15 protein-coding genes and 1 tRNA gene are annotated in these 23,203 nt (G+C 59.6%); 7 read left to right on the top strand and 9 right to left on the bottom strand.

The features are described from left to right. Nucleotides 1-108 precede the first annotated feature (108 nt). The 3 genes from AC13RM_RS11905 (at nucleotide 109) to AC13RM_RS11895 (ending at nucleotide 14,405) form a co-directional block, all read left to right on the top strand. Complete coding sequence (locus AC13RM_RS11905; protein ID WP_488555046.1) at nucleotides 109-13,002, top strand: two-partner secretion domain-containing protein; 12,894 nt, start codon at nucleotides 109-111, stop codon at nucleotides 13,000-13,002. Further along, complete coding sequence (locus AC13RM_RS11900; protein ID WP_488555045.1) at nucleotides 12,999-13,316, top strand: hypothetical protein; 318 nt, start codon at nucleotides 12,999-13,001, stop codon at nucleotides 13,314-13,316. Before AC13RM_RS11905 ends, AC13RM_RS11900 begins: the two co-directional genes overlap by 4 nt. 636 nt (nucleotides 13,317-13,952) lie before the next feature. Beyond that, nucleotides 13,953-14,405, top strand: a complete 453-nt coding sequence (locus AC13RM_RS11895; protein ID WP_488555044.1) for a helix-turn-helix domain-containing protein — start codon at nucleotides 13,953-13,955, stop codon at nucleotides 14,403-14,405. A 564-nt stretch (nucleotides 14,406-14,969) separates the two neighbouring features. On the opposite strand, the gene AC13RM_RS11890 is transcribed toward AC13RM_RS11895, so the two are convergent. The 4 genes from AC13RM_RS11890 to AC13RM_RS11875 all read right to left on the bottom strand — a co-directional run bounded on the left by AC13RM_RS11890 (nucleotide 14,970) and on the right by AC13RM_RS11875 (nucleotide 17,317). Further along, nucleotides 14,970-15,191, bottom strand: a complete 222-nt coding sequence (locus tag AC13RM_RS11890) for a hypothetical protein (protein WP_488555043.1) — start codon at nucleotides 15,189-15,191, stop codon at nucleotides 14,970-14,972. A gap of 284 nt (nucleotides 15,192-15,475) precedes the next feature. After that, nucleotides 15,476-16,003, bottom strand: a complete 528-nt coding sequence (locus AC13RM_RS11885; protein WP_488555042.1) for a hypothetical protein — start codon at nucleotides 16,001-16,003, stop codon at nucleotides 15,476-15,478. Between the two features lie 101 nt (nucleotides 16,004-16,104). Beyond that, nucleotides 16,105-16,189, bottom strand: a tRNA-OTHER gene (locus AC13RM_RS11880). Between the two features lie 210 nt (nucleotides 16,190-16,399). After that, nucleotides 16,400-17,317, bottom strand: coding sequence for a DUF1003 domain-containing protein (locus AC13RM_RS11875; RefSeq protein WP_488555041.1), 918 nt, complete (start codon nucleotides 17,315-17,317; stop codon nucleotides 16,400-16,402). 74 nt (nucleotides 17,318-17,391) lie between these two features. Here AC13RM_RS11875 and AC13RM_RS11870 point away from each other — a divergent pair, with 74 nt between their 5' ends. Further along, on the top strand, nucleotides 17,392-17,634 hold the full coding sequence (locus AC13RM_RS11870; RefSeq protein ID WP_488555040.1) for a hypothetical protein: 243 nt from the start codon (nucleotides 17,392-17,394) through the stop codon (nucleotides 17,632-17,634). 154 nt (nucleotides 17,635-17,788) lie between these two features. Continuing rightward, nucleotides 17,789-18,745, top strand: coding sequence for a phytanoyl-CoA dioxygenase family protein (locus AC13RM_RS11865; RefSeq protein ID WP_488555039.1), 957 nt, complete (start codon nucleotides 17,789-17,791; stop codon nucleotides 18,743-18,745). A 116-nt stretch (nucleotides 18,746-18,861) separates the two neighbouring features. On the opposite strand, the gene AC13RM_RS11860 is transcribed toward AC13RM_RS11865, so the two are convergent. The 5 genes from AC13RM_RS11860 to AC13RM_RS11840 all read right to left on the bottom strand — a co-directional run bounded on the left by AC13RM_RS11860 (nucleotide 18,862) and on the right by AC13RM_RS11840 (nucleotide 21,705). Further along, nucleotides 18,862-19,347 (bottom strand): DoxX family protein, encoded by a 486-nt coding sequence (locus AC13RM_RS11860; protein ID WP_488555038.1) that lies wholly within the window; start codon nucleotides 19,345-19,347, stop codon nucleotides 18,862-18,864. Between the two features lie 18 nt (nucleotides 19,348-19,365). After that, nucleotides 19,366-20,121 (bottom strand): HvfC/BufC family peptide modification chaperone, encoded by a 756-nt coding sequence (locus AC13RM_RS11855; protein WP_488555037.1) that lies wholly within the window; start codon nucleotides 20,119-20,121, stop codon nucleotides 19,366-19,368. Nucleotides 20,122-20,131: 10 nt separating this feature from the next. Then, a complete protein-coding gene (gene bufB / locus AC13RM_RS11850; RefSeq protein ID WP_488555036.1) occupies nucleotides 20,132-20,986 on the bottom strand; it encodes an MNIO family bufferin maturase in 855 nt (284 codons plus the stop codon). A gap of 121 nt (nucleotides 20,987-21,107) precedes the next feature. Then, on the bottom strand, nucleotides 21,108-21,392 hold the full coding sequence (locus AC13RM_RS11845; RefSeq protein WP_488555035.1) for a BufA1 family periplasmic bufferin-type metallophore: 285 nt from the start codon (nucleotides 21,390-21,392) through the stop codon (nucleotides 21,108-21,110). Between the two features lie 46 nt (nucleotides 21,393-21,438). Further along, nucleotides 21,439-21,705: a BufA1 family periplasmic bufferin-type metallophore gene (locus tag AC13RM_RS11840; RefSeq protein WP_092718462.1), complete on the bottom strand. Its 267-nt coding sequence runs from the start codon at nucleotides 21,703-21,705 to the stop codon at nucleotides 21,439-21,441. Between the two features lie 305 nt (nucleotides 21,706-22,010). On the opposite strand from AC13RM_RS11840, the gene AC13RM_RS11835 reads away from it, so the two are divergent. Together AC13RM_RS11835 and AC13RM_RS11830 are read left to right on the top strand one after the other, a co-directional pair. Further along, nucleotides 22,011-22,577 (top strand): sigma-70 family RNA polymerase sigma factor, encoded by a 567-nt coding sequence (locus AC13RM_RS11835; protein WP_488555034.1) that lies wholly within the window; start codon nucleotides 22,011-22,013, stop codon nucleotides 22,575-22,577. Further along, a complete protein-coding gene (locus AC13RM_RS11830; protein ID WP_488555033.1) occupies nucleotides 22,564-23,199 on the top strand; it encodes an NrsF family protein in 636 nt (211 codons plus the stop codon). The genes AC13RM_RS11835 and AC13RM_RS11830 overlap by 14 nt, the downstream gene beginning before the upstream one ends. Nucleotides 23,200-23,203: the final 4 nt, after the last annotated feature.

Here is a 23,203-nt window from a genome sequence, read left to right as displayed (position 1 = left end):
CCGCGCACATAATGGTGAAGGCTTAAAATGAGCAGGAAGATCAAGTCACGTGGATCGAAACTCGCAACCGGGGATAAGAGAGCCGCAGGCCGCTGCCTAGCATGGTTTATGCGCCTCGGTCGGCAGTCGCTTGCCGTCACTCTCAGTGGTCTTCTGTTCCTGCAGCCAGCGATTGCTAACGCGCAATCCGTTTCCGCTGCCGGATCGGCACCCGTTGCCAATCAGCCCCGCGTCGGTACTGCACCGAACGGTGTGCCGCTTATCGATATCGTCACACCGAACGCCGCCGGCCTGTCGCATAACAAGTACGACAATTTCAACGTCGGCACCCAGGGTCTGATCCTCAATAATTTCAAAGGCGAGCAAGGCACCTCGAACCTCGGCGGGGTGACGCCAGGCAATCCGAACCTCAATGCCTCGAACCCGGCTTCCGTCATTCTCAACGAGGTCACATTCGGCAATCGCTCGGCCCTGAATGGCCCAACGGAGGTCTATGGCGGCAGAGCTGACGTCATCATCGCGAATCCTAACGGGATCACCTGCGCGGGCTGCGGCTTCATCAACACGCCGCATGCGACGCTGACGACCGGTGTTCCTAATATCGGCTCCGACGGCAGCCTGACAGGATTTACCGTCAATGGCGGTGATGTCACCTTCGAAGGGGCAGGTGGCAATTTCGCGGCTGCTCCGGGCGCTGTCGATCTGTTCGACGTCGTCTCCCGCCAGATCCATGTCAACGCGCCGATCTATGGCAAGACCGTGCGCCTGACTGGTGGCGCCAGCCAATACAACTACGCCACCGGCGAGGCGACGGCGCTGACCGCCACCTCGGGCACCCCCGAATATGCGATCGACGGCACAGCGCTCGGTGCGACGCAGGCGGACCGTATCAAGGTCGTCGTCACCGAAAAGGGCGCCGGCGTGAAGATGAGCGGCGACATGGCCGCCAACACGGGCGAACTGTCGCTATCTGCTGACGGCAAGATCTCGATCGGCAATGCGTCGGGCAGCCAGGGCGTGACCATCACGTCGAAACAGAAGGTCACCGCCGCCAAAGTGACCTCAAGGCAGAAGGTTGCGATTAGCGCCGACCAAGGCATCACCCTGCAATCGGTCGCAGCGGATAGCGATATCGTGCTTGCAAACGGAACTGGCTTGCTCAGCGTCTCCGGCGACGTGAACAGCGGCGCGACCACCCAGATGAGTTCAGGCGGCGGGATTGCGGCCGGCAGCGTTACCGCCGGCAACGGTGCTGCAACGCTTTCCGCGACCTCAGGCGATATCGCAATTGCCGGCGCTGCCAACAGCACCGGCGACCTCACCCTGACTGCCACGGCCGGCTCGATCTCTGCCGCCTCGCTGTTGAGCTACAACAATCTAGCTCTTACCGCTGGTAATAGTCTTGCCGTTTCCGGCAATGTCCTGGCGCAGGGCAATGTCGGCGCCACTGCGCAGTCAATCTCCACCGGCATGGTTGTTTCCGGCATCAATATTGCTGCCACCAGTGCCGATCCTGGCGGGAATGTCGTTCTCTCAGCGCAATCGCCCGCGATTGTCGCGGGCTCGGCAGGCAACTTGAGCCTGACGGCAACCGGCGGCACGATAGCCACTGGCAATCTGCAGTCGGCTGGAAGCCTCAACACCAGTGCGACCGGCAATATCACGGCGGGGAATATTCAATCAGCCGGCAATCTTACCGCGACCGCGACTTCGCTCATGGCCGCCAATGTTACTTCGCATGGTGGGCTGACCGTCAACGCTGCGATAGACGCAAGTGGTCAGATTCTGGGGGCGGGCGATATCCTGATCTCCGGGGCTGGCATTCAGGCGACCGCTATTGCGTCCGGTGTCGACTTTGCCTCGACCAACGCCGCCGGTGGCAACATCGTCCTGGGTTCAGCCGGCGCACTCGATCTAAAAGCTGCCGCCGGCAGTATCACGGTCGGCACGTTGCTGTCGGCCGGTAACCTGACGGCCCAGGCTTCCTTGCTGCAGGCTAACAATCTCACCAGTCACGGCAACGTCCGTATCGACGGCGGCATGCGCGTTGCCAACCAATTGCTTGGAGCCAGCGATATCACCATCAATGGCAACGCCAATGGTGTCAGTGCGGGTCTGCTTGCGTCTGGGGTCGATTTTGTCGCGACCAAGGCCGTCGGCGGCAATATCGTGCTGGCGGGTAACGGCGATCTGACAATCAACGACAGCGCAGGCGCCATCCAGGCGGGAACCGCGCTGGCAGCCGGAGCGATCAACGCCACCGGTCAGACCATCACTGCCGATGCGATCACCGGCAGCAAGAATATCACGCTGACCGGCGCCACCAATGCGACCGCCGGAAGCGGCAGCGTGAAGATCGGCGGCCAGGTGCTCGGCGGCGGCAATGTCGGCATCGCCGGTTCCAGCATCGCGGCTGATGCCATTGTCTCAGGCGTTGATATTGCCGCCACCAATGCGGCAGGCGGGCGCATCACCCTTGGCTCGACAACCGCGGGAACTGGCAATCTGACATTGACGAGCGCAGGCGCGATCAGCGCGGGAACGCTGTTGTCAGCGGGCGATCTCATTGCGAAGGGCGCATCGATCACCGCCGGCAATATTTCCGTGCATCGCGACATGACGCTTGGCGGCGTGATCGGCGTCAGTGGCCAAATCCTGGGTGCCGGTAACGTGCTGATCTCGGGTCAGCGTCTGTGGGCACAGACGCTTGTCGCCGGCATTGACTTCAATGCCACCAACGCCGCCGGCGGCAATATCGTCCTTGGTCAGACCGGCGATTTGGACGTGAACGTCAATGGTGCCGTTGCGGCATCGACCATACAGGCTGCGGGTGCCCTCGACATCAGCGGCACGTCCGTGGCAGCAGCTTCGATCACCGGTCATAAGGATATCAGCCTTTCCGGCACGGCAGTCGGAGGTGTGAATGTCGCCAACCAGCTCCTTGGAGGCGGTAATGTTGGCATCTCCGGCTCGAGCATTAAGGTCGGTACCGCGGTCTCGGGTATCGATTTCGCGGCAACTGCAGGCGCTAATGGGAACATCTTCCAGACGACAAGCGGCGATCTGACGCTTACCTCAGCCGGCATAATCGACACTGGCACGCTACTATCGGCAGGTAATTTGACCGCCTCCGGCTCGACCATTACGGCGAACGGGATCACGGCCCATGGTGGCATGACGCTCGGCGGCGCGATCAATGTCACAAACCAGATCCTCGGCTCAGGCGACGTCTCCATCACCGGCCCGAGCCTGACCGCTCAAACCGTCGTCTCCGGTATCGACTTCGATGCGACGAGCGCCGATGGCGGCAATATCGTGCTTGGACAGGGCGGCGATTTGAACATGGCTGTCAATGGCGCGGTGGCGGTGCCGACAATGCAGGCGGCGGGCACCATTGATGTGAGCGGCGCGACTATCAATGCCAATGCCGTCACCGGCCACAGCAACATTACCTTATCCGGATCAACCACCGTCGCCAATCAAGTCCTTGGCGGAGGCAACATCGCCATCTCCGGTCCAGGCATCAAGGTTGGGACTGCGGTTTCCGGTGTCGATTTCGCTAGGACTGCAGCCGCTAACGGCAATATCGCTCAGACGGCAAGCGGTGACCTGACGCTTGCCTCCGCGGGCATCGTCAACGCCGGCATTCTGCTCTCAGCTGGCAATTTGAACGTCTCCGGTTCGACGATCACCGCTGACGGCATCACGGCACATGGCGCCGTGATGCTCGGCGGCGCGATCAGCGTCACAAACCAGATCCTGGGATCTGGCAACATATCGATTACCGGTCAAAGCCTTTCGGCGCAGACTCTTGTTGCAGGCATCGATCTCGCCGCGACCAACGAAGCTGGCGGCAATATCGTCCTTGGTCAAAGCGGCGATTTGACAGTGAACGTCAATGGCGCCGTTGCGGCCCCGACTATACAGGCTGCGGGTGCCATCGACGTCGGTGGCGCATCCGTCTCAGCAGCTTCGATTACTGGCCACAAGGACGTCACACTTTCCGGAACCGCAGTCGGAGGCGTGAATGTCGCCAACCAGCTCTTTTCCGGCGGTAACGTTGGCATCTCCGGCCCAAGCATCAAGGCAGGATCTATCGTCTCGGGTGTCGACTTTGCCGCAACGGCCGCCGCTAGCGGGACCATCGTCCAGACGATAAGCGGCAACCTGACGCTTGCTTCGACCGGTGTGATCAATACTGGCACATTGCTCTCGGCCGGTACTTTTTCGGCTAGCGGCGCGACCGTGATTGCGGATGCTGTCACAGCGCATGGCGATATCATGCTTAGTGGCGCGACCAGCGTTGCCGGCCAGGTTCTCGGCGCCGGCAACATCCTGATCAATGGCCAGAGCCTTTCGGCCCAATCTGTCGTCGCTGGTATCGATTTTGCTGCTACCAACGCGTCTGGCGGCAATATCGTTCTTGGTCCAGCCGGATACCTGACCGCTCGGCTCAATAGCGGGTTCTCGGCATCGACGATGCAGGCCGCTGGCACCATCGACGTCAATGCCGCCAGCGTGACGGCCGACACCATCACCGGGCACCAAGATGTCGCGCTTGCTGGTGCGACGACCGTCCATAGCCAAGTCCTTGGTGGCGGAAACATCAGCATCTCAGGCCCGAGCATCGCCGCAGGCGCAATCGTCTCCGGTGTCGACTTCACTGGCACCGCGGCCGCCAACGGCAATATCGTCCAGACATCAAGTGGCGATATGTCCCTGGCTTCAAACGGTAATCTCACGGTCGGCACGCTGTTGTCGGCAGGCAATTTGACCGCGCAAGCGAGCGAACTGAGTGCGAATAGCATCACAAGCCACGGCACGACCGATCTGGCGGCCAGCGGTCGTGTCGACGTCAGTGACCAAGTCCTATCGGCCGGCAATCTCTCGATCGATGCAGCCAGCCTCAACGCCGGACTTCTGGTCTCCGGCGTGGATTTCGCGGCGACCGCGGCCAACGGCGGAAGCATCGTGCTTGGAGGGGCCGGTAAGACGGACCTCACCGTTTCAGGCAATGCCACGGCCGGCACGATCCTGTCGGCGGGCGATATCACGGCAAAGACGGCCAATCTCCAGGCGGGTAGCGTCACAAGCCACGGCAATGTCGGCATTATCGGCAATGTCGATGTCAGCAACCAGATCCTGGCCGCAGGCGATCTCACGATCAACGGCGGCAGCATCAGCGCACCGACCTTGATCTCCGGCATCGACTTTGCCGCCACCAATGCCGCGGGCGGCAATATCGTGCTTGCATCGTCGGGCGGCACTGATCTGACGGCCACCGGCAATATCACGGCTGGAACGATCCTTTCTGCCGGCGATCTCGTGGCAAGAGCCACAAATCTGACGGCTGCCAGCATTACCAGTCATGGCAAAGTCGATATTTTCGGCAATCTCGCAGCTACCAGTCAGGTAATTTCCGCAGGCGATCTCACAATAAGTGGCGGTAGCATCAGTGCACCCGTCTTGATTTCGGGTGTTGATTTCGCCGCCACCAACGCCAGCGGCGGCGGTATAGTGCTCGGAACTGCCGGCAATATGAATTTGACCGCGTCCGCGAGCATCACGACGCAGACCATGCTATCGGCTGGCGCTATCAATGCCAGTGCGTCTGCGATTACGGCCAATGCCGTGACCGGGCATGGCGATGTCACCCTGACCACCAGCAACAGCGTCAATGTCTCGGGTCAGCTCCTCAGTGCTGGCGACGTCTTGCTCTCCGGTTCGACCGTCCAACTCGGTCAGGCAGTTACCGGCGTCGATTTCGCCGCCACTGCGCGTTCATCGAACGGCGCCATCGCTCTCGGATCAAGCGGCGATCTGACTATTAACGCCGCAAGTGCATCGGCCGGCACGCTGATCGTCGCAGGCAACCTCAACGTGGCCGCGAGTGCCTTTACGGGCGGCAACATCACGGGCCACGGTGCCGTCGCGATCGGTTCCTCCACCAGTCCCGGCGCAGTCAGGATCAACGGCCAGCTCCTGGGCGCCAGCAACGTCTCGGTCACCGGATCTGCCGTCGGCGGCAACGTCATCGCGGCCGGTGTCGATTTTGCGGCGATGGACCAATCGGGCGCCGGCAACGTCATTCTAGGCCAGGACGGCAATGTCACGCTCGCAGCCACGGCAGGCGACATCTCTTTCAACAGCCTCCTTGCTGCAGGGACGATTACCGCCAATGCGGCGAACAATATCGGCGCCAATGCCGTTGCCCATGGCGATCTGTCGCTCACCGCGGGTAACGCGATCACGCTGACAGGCCAATCGCTGGGGACCGGCAATATCAATTTCAGCGCCCGGTCGATCTCGATCGATACGCTGGTCTCCGGCGTCGATTTTGCCGCCACCAACGCGTCAGGCAACCGCAGCCTGATGTTGCGTCGCGCCGGCACCATGACGCTTGCCGCCTCGAACGGCAGCATCAGCGCGAACTCATTGCTCTCGGGCGGCAACTTTTCCGCCACGGCGACGCAAAATATCAGCTACAACAGCCTGCAAAGCCTGGGGAACACTGCGCTCACAAGCCCCGGCGCTATCGCCTATACCAGCACCACTCGTGTCGGTGGCAATCTGACGCTCAATACCGGCGCACTGGATCTCTCGGGCAGCAGGGGTAGCCGGATTGCCGCCGGCGGCACGCTGATCGTCAACGCTTCATCCGCCAATCTTTCGGGAAGCAATCTCGTCTTTGGCGGCCTCAGCCTCAATCTCTCCGGCGGCGCCGATCTTTCCAACGCGCAGATCAGCACCGTTACCAATGCCGGCGGTTCTGGTGACATAACCATCTCCGCCACGGGTCTCGCCACGACTTCCGGCACTTCGCTGCTCGCCGCGCACGACCTGACGCTCAACCTGCCGTCGCTCGGCAATACCGGGCAGCTGGCGGCCGGCAACAATCTGACCTTCAACGTCGCTGCCGACTTCTATAACAGCCCGTCCGGTCTCGTCTTTGCGGGCAATAATGCCAACCTCTTCGCCGGCGGCACGCTCACCAACGATCAGGGAGCTATCCTGTCCGGCAACGGTCTTGCCATAGCAGGGCCTGGTGGCGGTCAGCGCAACGGCGCCGTCGTCAACTCTGCCGGTCTCATTCAGTCCGGGGGCACCATGTCGATCCTGACCAACGGCCTGAGCAACGTCACGGCCTCGGCGCCGGCCATCCAGCGCAATGTGCAGATTTCCAACGCCATCCTCAGCGCCTACGACGTGATCACCAGGACCTATGGCTGCGAAACGCGTTGCGGAACCGGTTCAGGCGACCATGAAGAGACCTACGCCTGGACGCAAACCGTCAATCACCTGGTCAGCCAGATCGTCTCGCAGGATCAGCTGATCAGCGGTGCCGGCGCCTCCGCGCAGATCCGAGCAGGCAGCGATCTCACCATCAATGCGACCAATCTGTGGAATGGCTACAGCTCGATCAAGTCCGACGGCAACATGCTTCTCACCGTCGCCGGCACCCTCACCAATGATGGCGCGACGTTGAACCGCGTCACGCAAACGATCTGCGACAGCAGCACCCCATGCCAATACTACCCGGATGTCGTCTCCTCCGACACCACGCAAGGCGGCCTCAATTGCAGCGGTCCCAACCGTCCTTGCATTGGCAGCAATGACCCGACGCTCACCTATTCACGGAATCCCAACGGCACGCGCGATCCGTCGCGCGATCTGAACTCCGGCTCCACGGTCGGCGTGCAGGTGGTCGGCGCCATCTCGGGCGTTATCCAGGCACGCGGCGCTCTCGCCATCAATGGCGGCGGTGCCGTCAACAATGTCGCGTCCAACGGTTCGATCGCTGGCCAGGTTGCGATCGACGCTCCGGCGACGGCGAACAATCCGCTTGGTGCGCTCGGCAGCATGACCGCCGGCGGCGCGCTGTTCAGCGTCAACCCCATCCTTTCAAACGTAGCAGCTAATGGCGGCGCTAGCGCCGGCAGCGGCCCATCGCTTGCCGCTAGCGGCCCGATGATCGGCTCGGGGCCGGCGATCGGCAGCAGCAATCTGCGGGCCAGCGGCGGCGCTTCGATAAGTGGCGGCAACCTGGCTGTGGGCAACAGTGTTGCGGTCAGCGGCAACAGTGTAACTGCATCCAACGGAACTGCGATTAGCGGCAACACTCTGATGGCTGCCGGCGCTTCGGTCAGCCCGAATAGCCTGATGGGCAAGCTCACTGCCGCGATCGGCAATAGCGGCAATCTCGCCCAGATACTGCAGACAAATGGCACGCAGCTCGCCTCGCTTGCCAAGCCGCAATCGGGCGGTGTCGGTGGCACGGTCCCGGGCCAGGTCTTCCTGTTCGAGACGCGAGCAGCCTTCCTTGACGTGTCGAAGTTCTACGGCTCGGCCTATTTCATAGATCGGATCGGCTACACGCCCGAGACCAAGGTTCCCTTCCTCGGCGATGCCTATTTCGACAACCAGCTCATCGACGAGCAGATGCGGCAACTGGTCGGCAATGGTCTTGGCGCGGGGTCCTTCGTTCCTGGCGATAACGCCACCGACCAGATAAAGGCGCTGCTGGACAATGGCGTTGCCTATGCCGAAGCGAACGGTCTTGGTCTCGGGCAGGCATTGACGCCCGCGCAGGCCGCATCGCTGACGCAATCCATGGTCATCTATCAGACAGAGGTCGTCGACGGCGCGCCCGTGCTGGTGCCGGTCGTCTATCTCTCGGCCGCGGATCGCGCCAAAACCACATCCGCGGCCATAATCGCCGGCAATACGGTTAGCATCGATGCCGGCTCAGTCGACAATTCCGGCGCGATTGCCGCGGCCGACGGCATGACCATCAACGCGGGCAGCATCAAGGCCAATGGCGGCGCTTTCCTTGCCGGCGGCAATATGAACCTCAATGCCGAGAACGGCATCACGCTCGCCGCCCAGACCATGAACATCGGCGGACAGACCGTGGTTGCCGCCAATGGCGGCGTCACGGCCGGCGGAAATCTAAAGATGGATGCCGCCGCGGGCAGCTTGACACTGAGCGGGACGAAGGTTGCCGCCGGTGGCAGCGCCCAACTCTCCGGCCAGACCGTCACGATCGGCGCCGTCAAGCAGGACAATGGCGGCGTGCAGACGCTGGTTGGGACCACCGTGACATCAGGCGGCAATCTCAGCATTGCCGGCACCAACGGCGTCAACATCATCGCCAGCTCTGCCAAGGTCGGCGGTGACCTGTCCATCGCCTCCTCGAGCGGCTTGGTCAGCATCATCTCGGCTGGCGTCGACAACACCGTTCTCACCAAGGACCGGCTGAACCTCTCGCAGGGCGGCACGATCACGACCACAACCAGCCAGATCCAGCAGGGCTCGTCGCTCATTGCCGGCGGCGCCATGCTGGTATCGGGTAACCAGGGTGTGCTGATCGGCGGCTCGACGCTCGACGCTGGCGGTAACCTCGGCATCGTCTCGACGAACGGCAATATCGCAATCACGGCCTCGCAGGATCAGACGAGTTCGAGCTCGAAGACCGTCGCGGGTGTCGCGACCGGCTACAAGGGCGGCCAGTCCTCCTCGACCGCCGTTACCAACAACGCTTCCTCGATCACCTCGCAGAATGGCAACGTGACGGTTCAGGCCGACGCCGGCAACATCAGCGTCATCGGCTCGGATATCGATGCCAAGGGCGGTACCGCCAACCTGGCCGCCAAGGGTGACATCACCATTGGTGAAGCAACCGATAGCGCGTCGTCGTCCAGCAAATACGGTTCGAAAAAGGCAACCGAAGCGACGACCACCGCGAACGGTTCGTCGATCTCGGGCCAGACCGGCGTCGATATCGCCTCCAGCGGTGGTAACGTCACGATCTCGGCTTCGGATGTCACGGCTGGTGATGCGGCTCATACGGCCAATGCCAACATCAGCGCCACCGGCAACATTGTTATCGCTTCCGGCAAGAACACCGACGAGACCACGTCCGACAGCAAGAAGAGCGGCTTCCTCTCGTCGTCGAAGACCCATACCCATACCTACGACGAGAATACGGTCGGTTCCTCGATTTCCGCATCCGGCAATATCACCGTCAACGCCGGTGGCGAGGCTGTTGTCTCGGGTTCGGAGATAGCTGCGGGCAATGATCTCAGCCTCTCCGGCTCCACGGTCACCGTCATGGGGGCTCAGGAGGAACACGAGAGCGACAGGCAGACTAAGAAGTCGGGCATCGGCGTGGGTTCCGGTGGTGGGTTTATCTCGATCTATGGCAGCCATGACAAGACGATCAGCGAAAGTTCGAGCGACAATGTCGGCTCGACGCTGTCTGCCGCCAATGGCAACATCACCCTCAATGCCACTAAGGGCGACCTTAATATAATCGGTTCGTCGATCTCGGCGACAAACGGTGATGTCACGGGCAAGGCAACCGGCGATATCAACATCCTGCCGGGCCATGAGAGCGACGACACCTCGAAGAGCGACAAGCGCTCCGGCTTCGGTATTCAGGTCTCGACCGGCGGTGGGGGTGCCTCGATCGGCATTGGCGTCGGGCGCTTTACCGATCAAGTCAGCCAGAGCGCCGATACCAATGCGGTGTCCACTATAAAGGCCGGCGGAGACATCACGCTTAAGGCCGGCGACACCTTCAACGATCAGGCAGGCCAGATCGCCGCCGGCGGTGGCGTCACCATCGTCGGGAAGAACGGCGTCAACATCCTCTCCGGCAATGACATCACCAATTTCGATGAGGTGGCGACCAGCTTCTTTGCCGGCGTCAGCGTCGGCGTCTCCTCCAGCTTCGTCGGCGCCGGCCAGAGCATCGAGAACCTTGCTTCCAAGATTGGCAAGGTCACGGACGGTTATTCGGCCGCCAATGTCGCTTTTGCCGGCATGCAAGCTTACGATGCACTGTCCAGCCTCAAGGATGGCATCAATGCCGGCAACCTCGCCTCGGTCTCTTTGACAGCCGGCTTTAGCTATTCAAAGAACGAGACCTCGGTTTCGACGTCGACACCGGTCCTGCCGACGATTTCGGGGCGCTCGGTCGATATCTCCACCGATGGTGATCTTGTGAGCCGTGGCGCGCAGATCTCGGCTACGGCCAGCGCCGATCATGCCGATGATCCGATGAATGGCAGCGTAAAGATTTCCGCCAACAACATCGACATGGCCGGCGCTCAGGCGACGTCGAATGCCTCGTCACGCAGCCAGTCTGCCGGCGCCAGCATTGGCGTGTCGGTTGGCGTGGGCATGGGCGGCGCGACAGGCATCACGCCGACGGCCAGCGTCTCGGCCGGCCAGTCGAAATCGTCGAGTTCGTCGACGACGCAGGTGATCTCCACAGTCAGCGCGACGAACAATATTACCTTCGTCTCGAAGGGCGACACGACACTCAACAACACCGTGTTCTCCGCCGACACGATCGATGGCAATGTCGGCGGCAATCTCAATATCGTTTCGACGCCGAATACCGGTAGCCAATCCGATAGTTCGGCTTCGCTCGGCTTCTCGTTCACCGGCCCGACGATCGGCAGCAGCGCTGGCCAGGATCTGCTGACGGCAGGCAATGTCGGCACGGCCCTGGGTGGTCTAATGCTAGGCGGCGTGCAGCCGGGCTTCGGTTCTGGTAAGGGTTCGACCAACTGGATCGATACGCCCGCCGGTCTCTATTCCACCGGCGACCAGAATATCATCGTCGGCAAGAATACCAATCTGGCCGCCGGCGGCCTGATCTCCACTGACGGGCAGGTCAATCTCGATACCGGCACGCTCACCTGGTCCGATTTCGTCGGTACCCAGAAATACCAGGGCTATGAGGTCAACGCCAACATCGACCTTTATTCCGGCACAGACGCCAACGGTCAAACCAGGAACAATTCCAGCGCCAGCGGCAAGTACCAACTCGATGATGTTGAGCAGTCGGTCAAGGCGACGATCAGCGGTAGCGGCGCGGCGGGGAACATTACTGTCCGCAATCCCGGTCAGCAGGCCTCGCTTGAGCAGAGCGGGCAGACAAGACCGGTCGATCAGATCAACACCGATCCGGCACAGCAGAATGTCATCACCAAAGACAAGCATATCGATCTTGAGCCTTACGTCTCGGTGCAGAGCCTGCAAGGGGCTGTAATTGCCGGACAGACTATTGCCGAGGCAATCGACAATGCGATCACCAGAATGACGGCAGCCGGTGTGCTGACGCCTCAGGATTCAAAAGCCGCCGTCGCGCTCGCCACCTATGCCAAGGACCCCAAGGTGCTGGCGCAGCTTGCCAGCTGCGGAGCGAACCACAGCGAAAACGAGTATCACTTCTTCGATTGGCTGGTGACGCCCGCTTACGCTGATACGGTTTCCTGCTCGATTACGACTGCTTCCGGAACATATCTGATTACTCCGGACGGAGCGTGGAATTGCTATACGTTATTCCGGAATTCTACCGGCGCTGTGCTGGGAGATACCGCTGCGGCCACGGCGGCACTGGCTTCGATCATGGTGCTTTTGACCCCTGGAACGGCGGGGCAGGCAATCAACACCTCTAGGAAGCTCGATGATGGAACTGTCGTACAAATTACAGGGCAGGCATCAGAGGTCAGGCGTGTTGCGACGATAACGACGCCGGATAACGCCCTGATATCGGTTGTACTCAACTGCTATTCGACAACCTGCGACCTGGTTTCTGGCACCTATAACGGCACGGGAATGGTGCCGGATCTGCTCTCAACCGTTGCGGATCAACTGTCTCGCGATGGCAGGATGGAGGTCGTTTATAATAAGAAGGGCAGTTCAACAGACAGCGAGAACTCCGACGATGCCGAGAAAACCGGTGATGCGGGAGGTGAGCGAGTAGCAAATCCGACTAAGGGGGAAAGCGAGGTATGGAAAGACCTGGATAATGCGGGCAAAGGTCGTAAGAAGTCCGGAAGTGGTTCCAGTACCCGCTACTATGAATGGGATTACACGCATAACGATATTGAAGTATACAACAATAAGGGAAAACATCTTGGCTCCATGAATCCAACTACGGGAGAGATGTATAAGCCACCGGTACCTGGACGGAGTATTAAACTATGATCGAGCGCGATCTTCTTGAAGAGCTGTCGCATAACGCGATAACGGCTGAGCAGGCAGAAGAAATCCTGGAACAAATGCTCGATAGTCCTTTGGCGGCAGAGATTAAAAGCAGGCTCGGCTTTACAAATATTGAATGGACGGCCTACGCACACGGTGCGACGTTACAAGAGGTTGCAACTTGGCGCAGAAATGGCTGGCCCACTCAGTGCGTCTTGTGTGGCCAGATAATCGATTTGGCACGTTTTGGCTGGAGAGTAACTGGGGACGGAAAAGGTAACTCAGGCTTAAGGCACATTTGCTGTCCAAAAAAGTAACGAAATTGCGACAGCAGTACGCTCGGGTGAATAATCCGAATAACAGAGTTGGGCAGGATAAATACGGAAATGATATTTTCATAAGTACCAAAACGGATGGAAGTCAGGTTTGGGCTCAAGCGCGAAATGGGATAATTCAAAACGGCGGAGTGAATCAAATACCGAGAACGTTTTGTCCCCGGAGTTGGGCTTCAGAGGTAGAAAATGGCACGAAAATTAATGACATCGGAACAGGCTTTTAAAGCAATGTTCTCGCTTCTAGAGGAATATTATAGCCGAACAGGATCTGATGATGTCGGGTCTCTTTTAGGAAGTATGAGCTTATTGGCGGACGGAAAGCCTATGGACGCGGGAATTTGGCAGGATTGGCTAAAGTGCGTTGACAATGCTCTGAAGGGAGAGGTTGACGCCAGCTTCAGAATTGCCGACGAAAAGTGATCGGACAATCCGCTGAGCAATGCTGCCGACGGTGGCCGATATCGATCTCGTGTCTGTGGCGACAACCCCTGGGGACGGTGTGAACCTTAATGGATCGGTCCCTCGACGGGAGAGCTGACGGAACGTATCACAAATTTGAACGTCGAAACGCCGAGATTAGGCTAGCATCGCCTCTTCGCAACCTTGAGGTCGTCAAAGATGAGAGCCAATGCCACGCGACGGATCGTTGTCCCGCCGGATGCTGAAATCCACCCCGTCGATCGTCACGTCGGACGTCAGATCCGGCTTCTCCGCGTTCAATCTAACCTGTCGCAAGGGGATTTGGGCAAAGGGGTCGGCATCAGTTACCAGCAAATGCAGAAATATGAGACCGGCAAGAACCGCGTCAGTGCCTCGATGCTCTATGAGATCGCCCGCTTCCTGCAGGTTTCGCCGGAGCGATTTTTTGACGGCCTCCCGCATCCTGGCACCGGAGAGATCCACGAAGCGGCGGCAGAGATCGATGAACGTCTTGCTTACATCTCGACAACCGATGGAAGGCAACTGATCGAGAACATGCTGCGCCTCTCGCCCCGACTCCGGAACCGGATCACTGCGATCGCCACCATTCTAGCCGACGAGCAGTCCAATATGTTGACGCCTGAGACGTGACGCCAAGAAAAAGATAGTTCGCCATATGGATTGTCTGGTATGGCTTTTACGCCCAGTCGCCGACGCACATGCCCTCGCGTCGGCGACGTGCCCTGCTGCCACTTGCCAACGGTGGTGGCAGGGCTCCCTAGGATTCCGATCCTCTCCATGAGCCACTCCCAAGCTGACGCAGGTAGCTTTGAATCCCGCCGTCTATTTCTGGACTTTTCGCCATCGGGCGGTAAGCATAATGATGGTTTTGAGGCCGGAATTGATATGTACCTCGACTAATCATCAAGTTTGGCCCGTTAATATCGCTAACGAGCAAGCGACGAAGCCCCTTTGCCCGTCGAATTCCGACCCCCACAGTCATGCAAGTTTAACGGAAGCGATGTTCTACCTTCCTGGCGCAGCTCGTTGATTTCCATTGAGAACTAATGCGTTGGAGCGAACCTCTCCGGTGGACCAGTCATACGCTTCAAACCAAGCCGCCTGCTGGGCGAGCTGGATTTCAAATTCGCGCTGAATGGCAGCTCATAATCCGTGATGCGCTCTTAAACAGCAAAAGCAGGTGAGTGATTGGCATCATTCCAGACGATCCAGGATTCGCAGGGCGCGCTCCGCCGATTGGCCGCCGTCGGCGACCAGGTCAGTAAGGAAAATCGCAGCGGAGTTGATGAACGCCGCCGCATCTGCTTCGAGCGTATGATCTTGCGGAGCGTTCGGAAGAGGGTTCGCTGACTTGGTACGGGCAAGCTCGGTCAACTCTTCGATCAGTTTTTCGGGGCTGAGGGGGAGCATCATCATGCCGGCCATCCATACACATCGCATTTGTTAAAATAAGGATGGCACCTGCCTCTTGCATAGGGCTTTCGCGGGATGCGATTTCGCGCCCCGCTAGAACATTCTGAAGGATCCGAACGGCTGCTTTCACCAGCAGAACCGGAACGCGGAATGATGACTGCTCCGGCCAGTCGATCAAACGGTTGGGAAAATCCCAGGTAGGTTGCAAGCCTTCGCGACCGTCAAAGGGCCTCTGACCTATTGTCGAAGGCTCGTCCAGCGTCTTCGCCACAGACTAAGTTCGGCTCTTACATTTTGCCGTTGGAATAGATGGCTCTAAAAAAGTAGCGTGCGTATTTTGCATATATCGCCGTTGCCCACTCGCCGATTGCAATCTGCTGCTGAGAAAGGGCGCGTCTATAGTCCTTTGTGTATCGCACATCGCCGTTATCGAGCTGTTCGCTACGATGAATGACGCGAGGCGTAATTTCGGCAAATCGTATATACAAAAACGCAAACATAAGGAGATGGACCTTTCCAATCTTCTTGGTATAGGACGCGATCTCTTCAACGCAAGAATGAACTGCGCAAAAGTCGGCCAGCCTTCGTGCTCGCTCAAGCTTCACGAACAAAAGAAAAAGGTGTTTGTCGTTCAAAATTACTCGACCATTCGCCGAGTTATGAACGCCATGAATGAGGAGTTTCTCTTTAGTGAACGCATAAATTGACATCGGGTAACACATCAAAGTTCGTGAAGCTATCGCCTGCGTTTGGTGCTGGGAGGGCGGGAGCAACCCATCTACTCCTTTCGGAGTCCCAGCTTTTCCCCTCGCCAAGTCTAGCCTCCCGGCTTGGCTGAGAGCATTTCACTCTTATCAACGCAGCCAATGGCTGTGCAAGCTGAGTCGAAGGCTGTTCCCGCGTCTTCGGAACAGGGGGCCAACGGCAGGGATTGAACCTGCACCCAAGCATTCCACTCGGGATCGCTGTGGCGACGTGTCTACCTATTCCACCACGTTGGCTCACTCATATATCCGCACACCTGTATCAGGCTCAAGCTTCGACATCGCCGGGCGATGGCGCGCGTCTGGCGAAATCATATCGCTGACCGCCGATCATGCGAGGGAGCTTGCTCCGCCGCTCGCCGATGTCGTCTCACGTTTCAAAGAAGAAAGAGGTGAGGACCATGGACTTTTTTACTTCGCGCGCAAGCCTAGGCGCTTTTCCCATGCTCAGTTGACGGAATCGTCTGGATCGGCGTCCTTAACCTTAGTGAAGAGGCTCTTCAGCGCGCTGGTCTTCGCCTTCGCTGCCTTGTTGGCCTTGATCGCGCGGGTGGCGGCCTTTGCCTGTTCCAGCATCATCTCGATCTGGATCTGCTGGATTTCGGTCAGGCGCTCCCATTGGCGATTGAGGAGGTGGTCGACCTTTTCATGCAGGTGGCGAATTTCCAGTTCGGCTTTCAGGTTGACCTTGTAGTCGTTGAGAGCCCGCAGGCGATCCTTCTCTTCCTGGCGGCGCTGGCTCATCATGATAATCGGCGCCTGGAGGGCTGCAATCGTCGAAAGAACCAGATTTAGCAGGATGAACGGATAGGCGTCGAAGGCCTGCTTTTCGCCCATGACGAGATTGATGGCCATCCAGACGGCGAGAAACAGACAGAAGGAAATGATGAAGGTCCAGCTGCCGCCGAAGGACGCGACGCCATCCGCCATGCGGTCGCCGATCGAACGGTGGTCCTCGTAGTCCTCCTCGATGTTTTCCGCCAGCGTATCGTGCGTCTTCAGGCTCTCAACCACCTCGTCTTCAAGGTTGGAAAGCTCGCCGCGCTCCACCGTCAGTAGCTCGGCGATATACTGGGCGCGATAATCGTCCATGACCTTGCGGCTGATATAATCGTCAGCACGAAGCTCCGGATGCTTTAGCCGCATGAAATCCGCCAGCGAGGGGCGGAGGTCGTCGACGTGAACGGCGTCTTTTTTCTTCAGCACCTGGCCGGTGATGGCGTCGATCAGCTTGACGGACTTGGCCTTAGCCTGGGCAAGGCTCTTGGTATAATCGTCCATCTCCACCACGGTCGGGCTCTCGCCTTCACCCGCGTCGAAATCCACGATGCCTTCCGCCGGCTCAAAGCTCTTCGTTTCTGTCATCTAAGGGGCCTTCTTTGACGTTTTCGCGCTCATTTAGCCAATAATGCGAACAGGAATATGACTGTTAGAAGACAATGGAAATTGTCGCCGACATAGACCGCGGCTGCCTAGCCGCAACTTCCTCTGCTATTTGCTCCTATCAAATTTTTAGCGCCATTGTCCTAAGCAACGGCAAACGCGATGCGCCATTGTTGCAACCCCTTGCGGCGGTTTCGCCTGCCACCCCGGAAAAGCAACCGTTCCGGGCGAATTCGTCGAAGTTTTCAAAAGCGCTGCGTGTTTCTGCAGGAATTTCTACCAATTCAATCAGGTTTTGATTTTTCACCCTCTTGACCAAGGCTGGCCGACTTCTATTTGCCGCGATGCAACAGACATTCGCGAGAGCGGATAATGTTGAGGTTTCAATGAATTATCGTCAGCGGGTTGGGGGCCTGCTGTCACGGATCTTTTAAATGCGTGGAAAGGATCGCTATGCACAATCCCCCGGCAGGAGACTTGGAGTCTATCGCCCGACAGGGCGGCCGATTCAAGCGAATGGCTGTCAGGATACCCACCTACCTGACCGATCTTAAGGAAAACCCGGCCTGGCTGCCTATGTTCCTGCTGGCCCGAACCCTGCCGTTTCGGCGGATACACTGGTTCGCCACCAAGCACCCCGTCAGGCTCCCAATTTCCGGCACCTCGATGTTTGCGGGCACCGATCGCAGCGCCGTCGTCAACGCTCTGCGGACCGATGGCATCTATCCGAGCCTGATGCTGCCAGACCATATTCATCGGGAAATCGCTGAATTTGCTGCCAACACCGCCTGCTTCGGCAATTTCAACAGGAAGCTCGAATTCCTCGCAGGCGAACATAAGGAAGCGGAGGGGCGTTTCGGGCGGCCGGTTCTGAGCGGACACTTCTTCGAGCGCTCGCTCGATTGCGAGGCTGTCATGGCGGTCCAGCGCGATCCGCTGCTGATCGACGTCGCCCGGCAATATCTCGGCGGCCAGGCCAAGGTGATCACCACCCGCATCTGGTGGAGCTTCCCGACCCAGGCTTCCGAAGCCGACCGAAGCCTCGCTTCGCTCGACAAATACCATTTCGATCTCGATGATTGGCGGATGCTGAAATTCTTCTTCAATCTTGTCGATGTGGATGAGGGCACTGGTCCGCATGTTTTCGTCAAGGGAAGCCACAGGCGGCGCCGGGTCCGTCATCAGCTGACCTTGCTTGTCGGGCATCCGGCGAACGAAGTGCTCGACTATTATGGCGAAGCGAATGCGCTGACACTGACGGGAAAAGCCGGCTCCGGCTTTGTCGAAGATCCCTTCGGTTTCCATATGGGGACGGTTCCCACGCACAAGCCGCGGCTGATGATGGAGGTGGGCTTTGGCGTTTCGAAGCCGTCGCGTCGCCGTTTCCACGGCGAACCCGTCCTGCGCTAGTGTGGGCCGCGCAAAAGCGCGCAGCGGTTTTGCGACAACGACATGCGCGAATAATGGGCGCATCTTGCTAGTATCATGGAGCGCCAATTGTACGTGGCGCTCCCGTCTGCTCGGCGTTAGGCCGAGCGCGTAAAACGCTTGGCAATCAGATGATCGAGCGCGATGCGGCCAGGTCCGCCCGCTATGATTACCAGAAAGCAGGTCGCCCATGTGCCATGCGTCGGCCAGGCATCAGGATAGACGAAGATCTCGATCACAAGCGTCATGCCGAGAAGCGCCAGTGCCGAGAGCCGGCTTGCGACGCCGATGACCAGCAGAAACGGGAAGAGGTGCTCGCTGAAGGCGGCAATATGAGCGGCGATCCAGGGGTCGACCAACGGCAGCTTGTATTCGGTCTGAAAGAGATAGACGGCATTGTCGGTCACATGCCAGCCGTCCACCTTGGTCTGGCCGGATTGCCAGAAGACTGCGGCGATAGACAGCCGCGCGATAAGTGCGATCAGGTCATGCGGGATATGGTCGAGAAGCTTTAGGGCGCCATAGAGCCTTTGGGCCACGGTTTCTCGTTCGGCCGGAGCGGCCGTCATCGTCTGATTCTGCATTTTGGTTCTCCCTGGCGTTCAGCGAATGGCCATGAAGGCGCCTGCCGTGAACGCGCCGGCGAGGTTGGCGGAAAGATCGAAATTGGCGGCTTCGGCGAGAACCCTCTCATAGGCCTCGCCAAGGGCGGTGCCCGAAAACAGCTCTTCCAGAAAGGTTGCGCCACCCGGCGGCAAGCGATGCACCTCGACGATCATTTGCGGGCGGATGACGAGAGCATCCTCGCCCGTCCAATCGTCGATATCGGCAAGCTCGATTTCGCCAGTGTTCATCGCCCAGATGGTGACGGCCGGAAAGATGGAACGCGCCACGGATGCGGAAGGATGCGGCACGAAAGTCAGCTCCGCAAGGCCCGCCGGTTCGATAGTTGCCACGATCGCCGCATCGAGCGGTATGGCGTCCGCCGCGTGATAAGCCCGTCCCCGCAGCGCTTCCAATCGCATGACATCGGCCAGATAGGGGATTTCCCGTGTTGCTTCGAAACTCTCGACGAAATCGGGGAAGTTATCGCCATAGGCAAGCAGCAGGGCCGAGCGCGGCGGATGCAGGCGGATGAACTCATGCGCCATGGCGGCGAAGAATTCCTCACCGACGATCCTTTCCGCAGCCGGAAAGCGGGAGGCGAGCGCACTGATCAGGCCGATGGCGACATTGTTGCGATAGACGCCGAAACGCCGTGGGGGCAGTGGGCGGTTCCACGCCGTCAATCCATCGGGCACCGCGAGATCGGGATTGACGAGCGCTGCGGCGAATTCGCTTTGCGTGGCGAGAGACATCGATCCCTCCTCAGGCTGCCCGGCGTGCGGCGGCGCGCTTCAGGATGGTTTCGGCCGCTTCGGCCTCGGCCCTCAAAACCGGCCATTCCGGCACGTCGTTATCCCATTCGACCAGGCTGGCTATCGGCCCGGTGCGACCGATCAGCTCTTCATAGAGCGCCCAGACGGGATCTTTTACCGGCGTATCGTGGCTGTCGATCAAAAGCGGCGCGCCGGCATCGTCGACTGTTTCCGAATGGCCGCTCAGATGGATCTCGCGCACCCATTGTACCGGGAAGCGCTTGAGATAGGCCCGCGCATCCATGTGGTGGTTGGTGGCGGCGACGAAGACATTGTTGACGTCGAGCAGCAGGCCACAGCCGGTGCGCCGGGCGACCTCGGTCAGAAATTCCGTTTCCTCGATCGTGCTCTCTTCGAAGAGCAGGTAGGTAGCCGGATTCTCGAGCAGCATCTGGCGACCGAGGATTGTCTGCACCTGATCGATATGGGTGCAGACCTGCGCGAGCGTCGCTTCGGTATAGGGCAGGGGCAGGAGATCGTTGAGAAAGGTCGTGTCGTGCGTCGACCAGGCGAGGTGCTCCGAAAAACTCTCCGGCTCGTAGCGATCGCAGACGATCTTCAGGCGGGCAAGATGCTCGCTATCCAAAGGTTGCATCGAGCCGATAGAGAGGCCGACGCCATGGACGGACAAGGCATAATCCTGGCGCAGCTTGCCGAGCTGTGCATGTGGCGGACCACCGGCACCCATATAGTTTTCGGCATGGACTTCGAAGAAGCCGATCGGCTGCGCGGCCGCATTGATCGCGGAAAAATGCTCCGGCTTGAAGCCGACGCCGGCGTGGCGGGGAAGTTCTGACGGTTTCATTGCAGGCCTCCGGGTGAGAGTAATTCCAGCAAAGTTACGAAGCGGTTTGCGTTCGGAAGGGGGGCGGCGCTTGTGAAAGGCTGCGCCGCCCACGTGTTTACGCTGTCTCGTCAGGGCGGGGTCAGATCGGCGCCGGACCCTGCACCAGAGTGCCGTGGCCGTTCGGCGTCTTGATCGTCTCGCAGGTTCCGGCGGGAACCAGCTTCCACGAGTTGCGCTGATAGTCGACCTTCGACGTGCCGGCGCAGGTCGTGCCGGCTCCGGCGGCGCAATCGTTCTGACCCTTGAGGGCGACGCCGTAGCATTTTTCCTTGGCATCGGCGGCGGATACTGTTGTTGCGCCGGCCACCAGCGTCACCGCCGTTGCGACCGATGCGGCCAGGGCGAGTGCAGACATCTTACTCATGACAAACTCCTTACGAGAGATGATTGACGATCAATCCGGCTTCGGATCAGGCCGGGGTCAGCGAACCGTGGCCCTTCGGGGTCTTCATCGAGGTGCAGGTACCCGTTGGAACGAGTTTGAAGGACATCTTGTCGTAGCTCATGGTCGACTTGCCGGCGCAATCATGCTTGCCGGCGGCGCAATCATTCTGGCCCTTGAGGGCGACGCCGTAGCATTTTTCCTTGGTATCGGCGGCCGAAGCCGGGACGGCGACGGATGCAAGTGCCGATGCGATCGAGCCAGCAATGGCCAGGGTGAGGATGCTGTTCTTCATGGATCTGTCTCCTAGATGGATGCGAGCCGTCATTGGCTTGCATCGAGGTCTACGGAGCGTCTCGAGCGGATGTTACAGCCGCGTCGCAATTTTTTTCGAGAGGGCGTCATTTATATTGTGCCGGCTATCTTCTGACAGCCGATAGCCCGGTAGGTGCGGCGCGGTGAAGCTGACGGCGCACGGATGGAGGCCCGTGGGTGGTGGGGACATCTGGGGCAGAACCTGCCTCGGAAACGAAAAGGCTTGAAAAATAACTGCCGTTGCCGGTAACGAAAGCCTGCGGTTCCGCGTAGAGGAGATGTCGGATGAATCATTCGGCGCGTGAAGAGGAATGGGCAGTCTGGATGCGCGCCGCTATCGGCGGCGACGCGCAGGCCTATCACCGTTTCCTCACCGCTGTGACACCGCATCTGCGCGCCATGGCGCGCCGGCGCTGCGACCAGCTGGGTGCGCCGGTAAGCGAGGCCGAGGATGTGGTTCAGGAAGTGCTGCTGGCCATCCATCTGAAGCGCGGCACCTGGGATTCATCACGCCCGATCGGGCCTTGGCTGTCGACGATCGTGCGCAACAAGCTGATCGACAGCCTGAGAAGGCGCGGGCGACATATGAGCGTACCGATCGACGATGTGATCGATTTCCTGGAGGCAGAAGAGCACACCGACGCCTTGGACCGGTTCGATGTCGATCGTATGCTGGAGCTGCTGAAGGACCCGCAGAAGACGATCGTGCGCTCGATTTCCGTCGAGGGAAGCAGCGTGCGGGAAACGGCGGACCGGCTGAAGATGACGGAAGGGGCGGTGCGCGTGGCGCTGCACCGCGCGTTAAAGGCGCTTGCGGCTTTGTATCGGAGTGAGACCAGTGAAAACCGATGACCTCATCAATCTTCTGGCGCAGGACGCGCCGGTCCGCATGCGGATCGGCAAGGTCCTGACCCTGGCGGTCGTCGCGGGTATCCTGATCAGCGGCGGTACCTTCTTCGCTATGATCGGCTTTCGAGCCGATATCGATACAGCGATGGAGACCGTCCGTTTTCTGTTCAAGTTCGTCGTGACTATCGCCCTTGCCGCAACCGCCTGCGCCGTCGTCTTCCGTATCGGGCGACCGGGCGCATCGCTACGCCTCTGGGGCTGGACGCTGCTCTTGGCGCCCATCCTGCTGCTTGCCGCCGCCGCCGTCGAAATGGCCGTCATGCCGGCCGACAGCTGGAGTGCGCGGATGATCGGCCACAATGCGCGTTTCTGCCTGACGCTCATCCCGCTGCTGTCGATCGGCCCGCTCGCCTGCTTCCTGTTCGCCCTGCGCCAGGGCGCGCCGGAAAAACCGGGTGCGGCCGGCGCCGTCGCCGGTCTTGCCGCCAGCGGCATCGCGGCGACCTTCTATGCATCTAACTGCACGGACGACAGCCCGCTTTTCGTCCTGCTCTGGTACCCGATCGCGATCGCCATGGTGACGGCTGTCGGATATCTCCTCGGCAAGCGCCTGTTGCGCTGGTGACGCG

It is taken from the genome of Martinezella sp. CNPSo 3732, from assembly GCF_057784515.1.
Note: the sequence above shows the minus strand (reverse complement) of the source record. Positions and strands in the feature narration are given on the sequence as shown.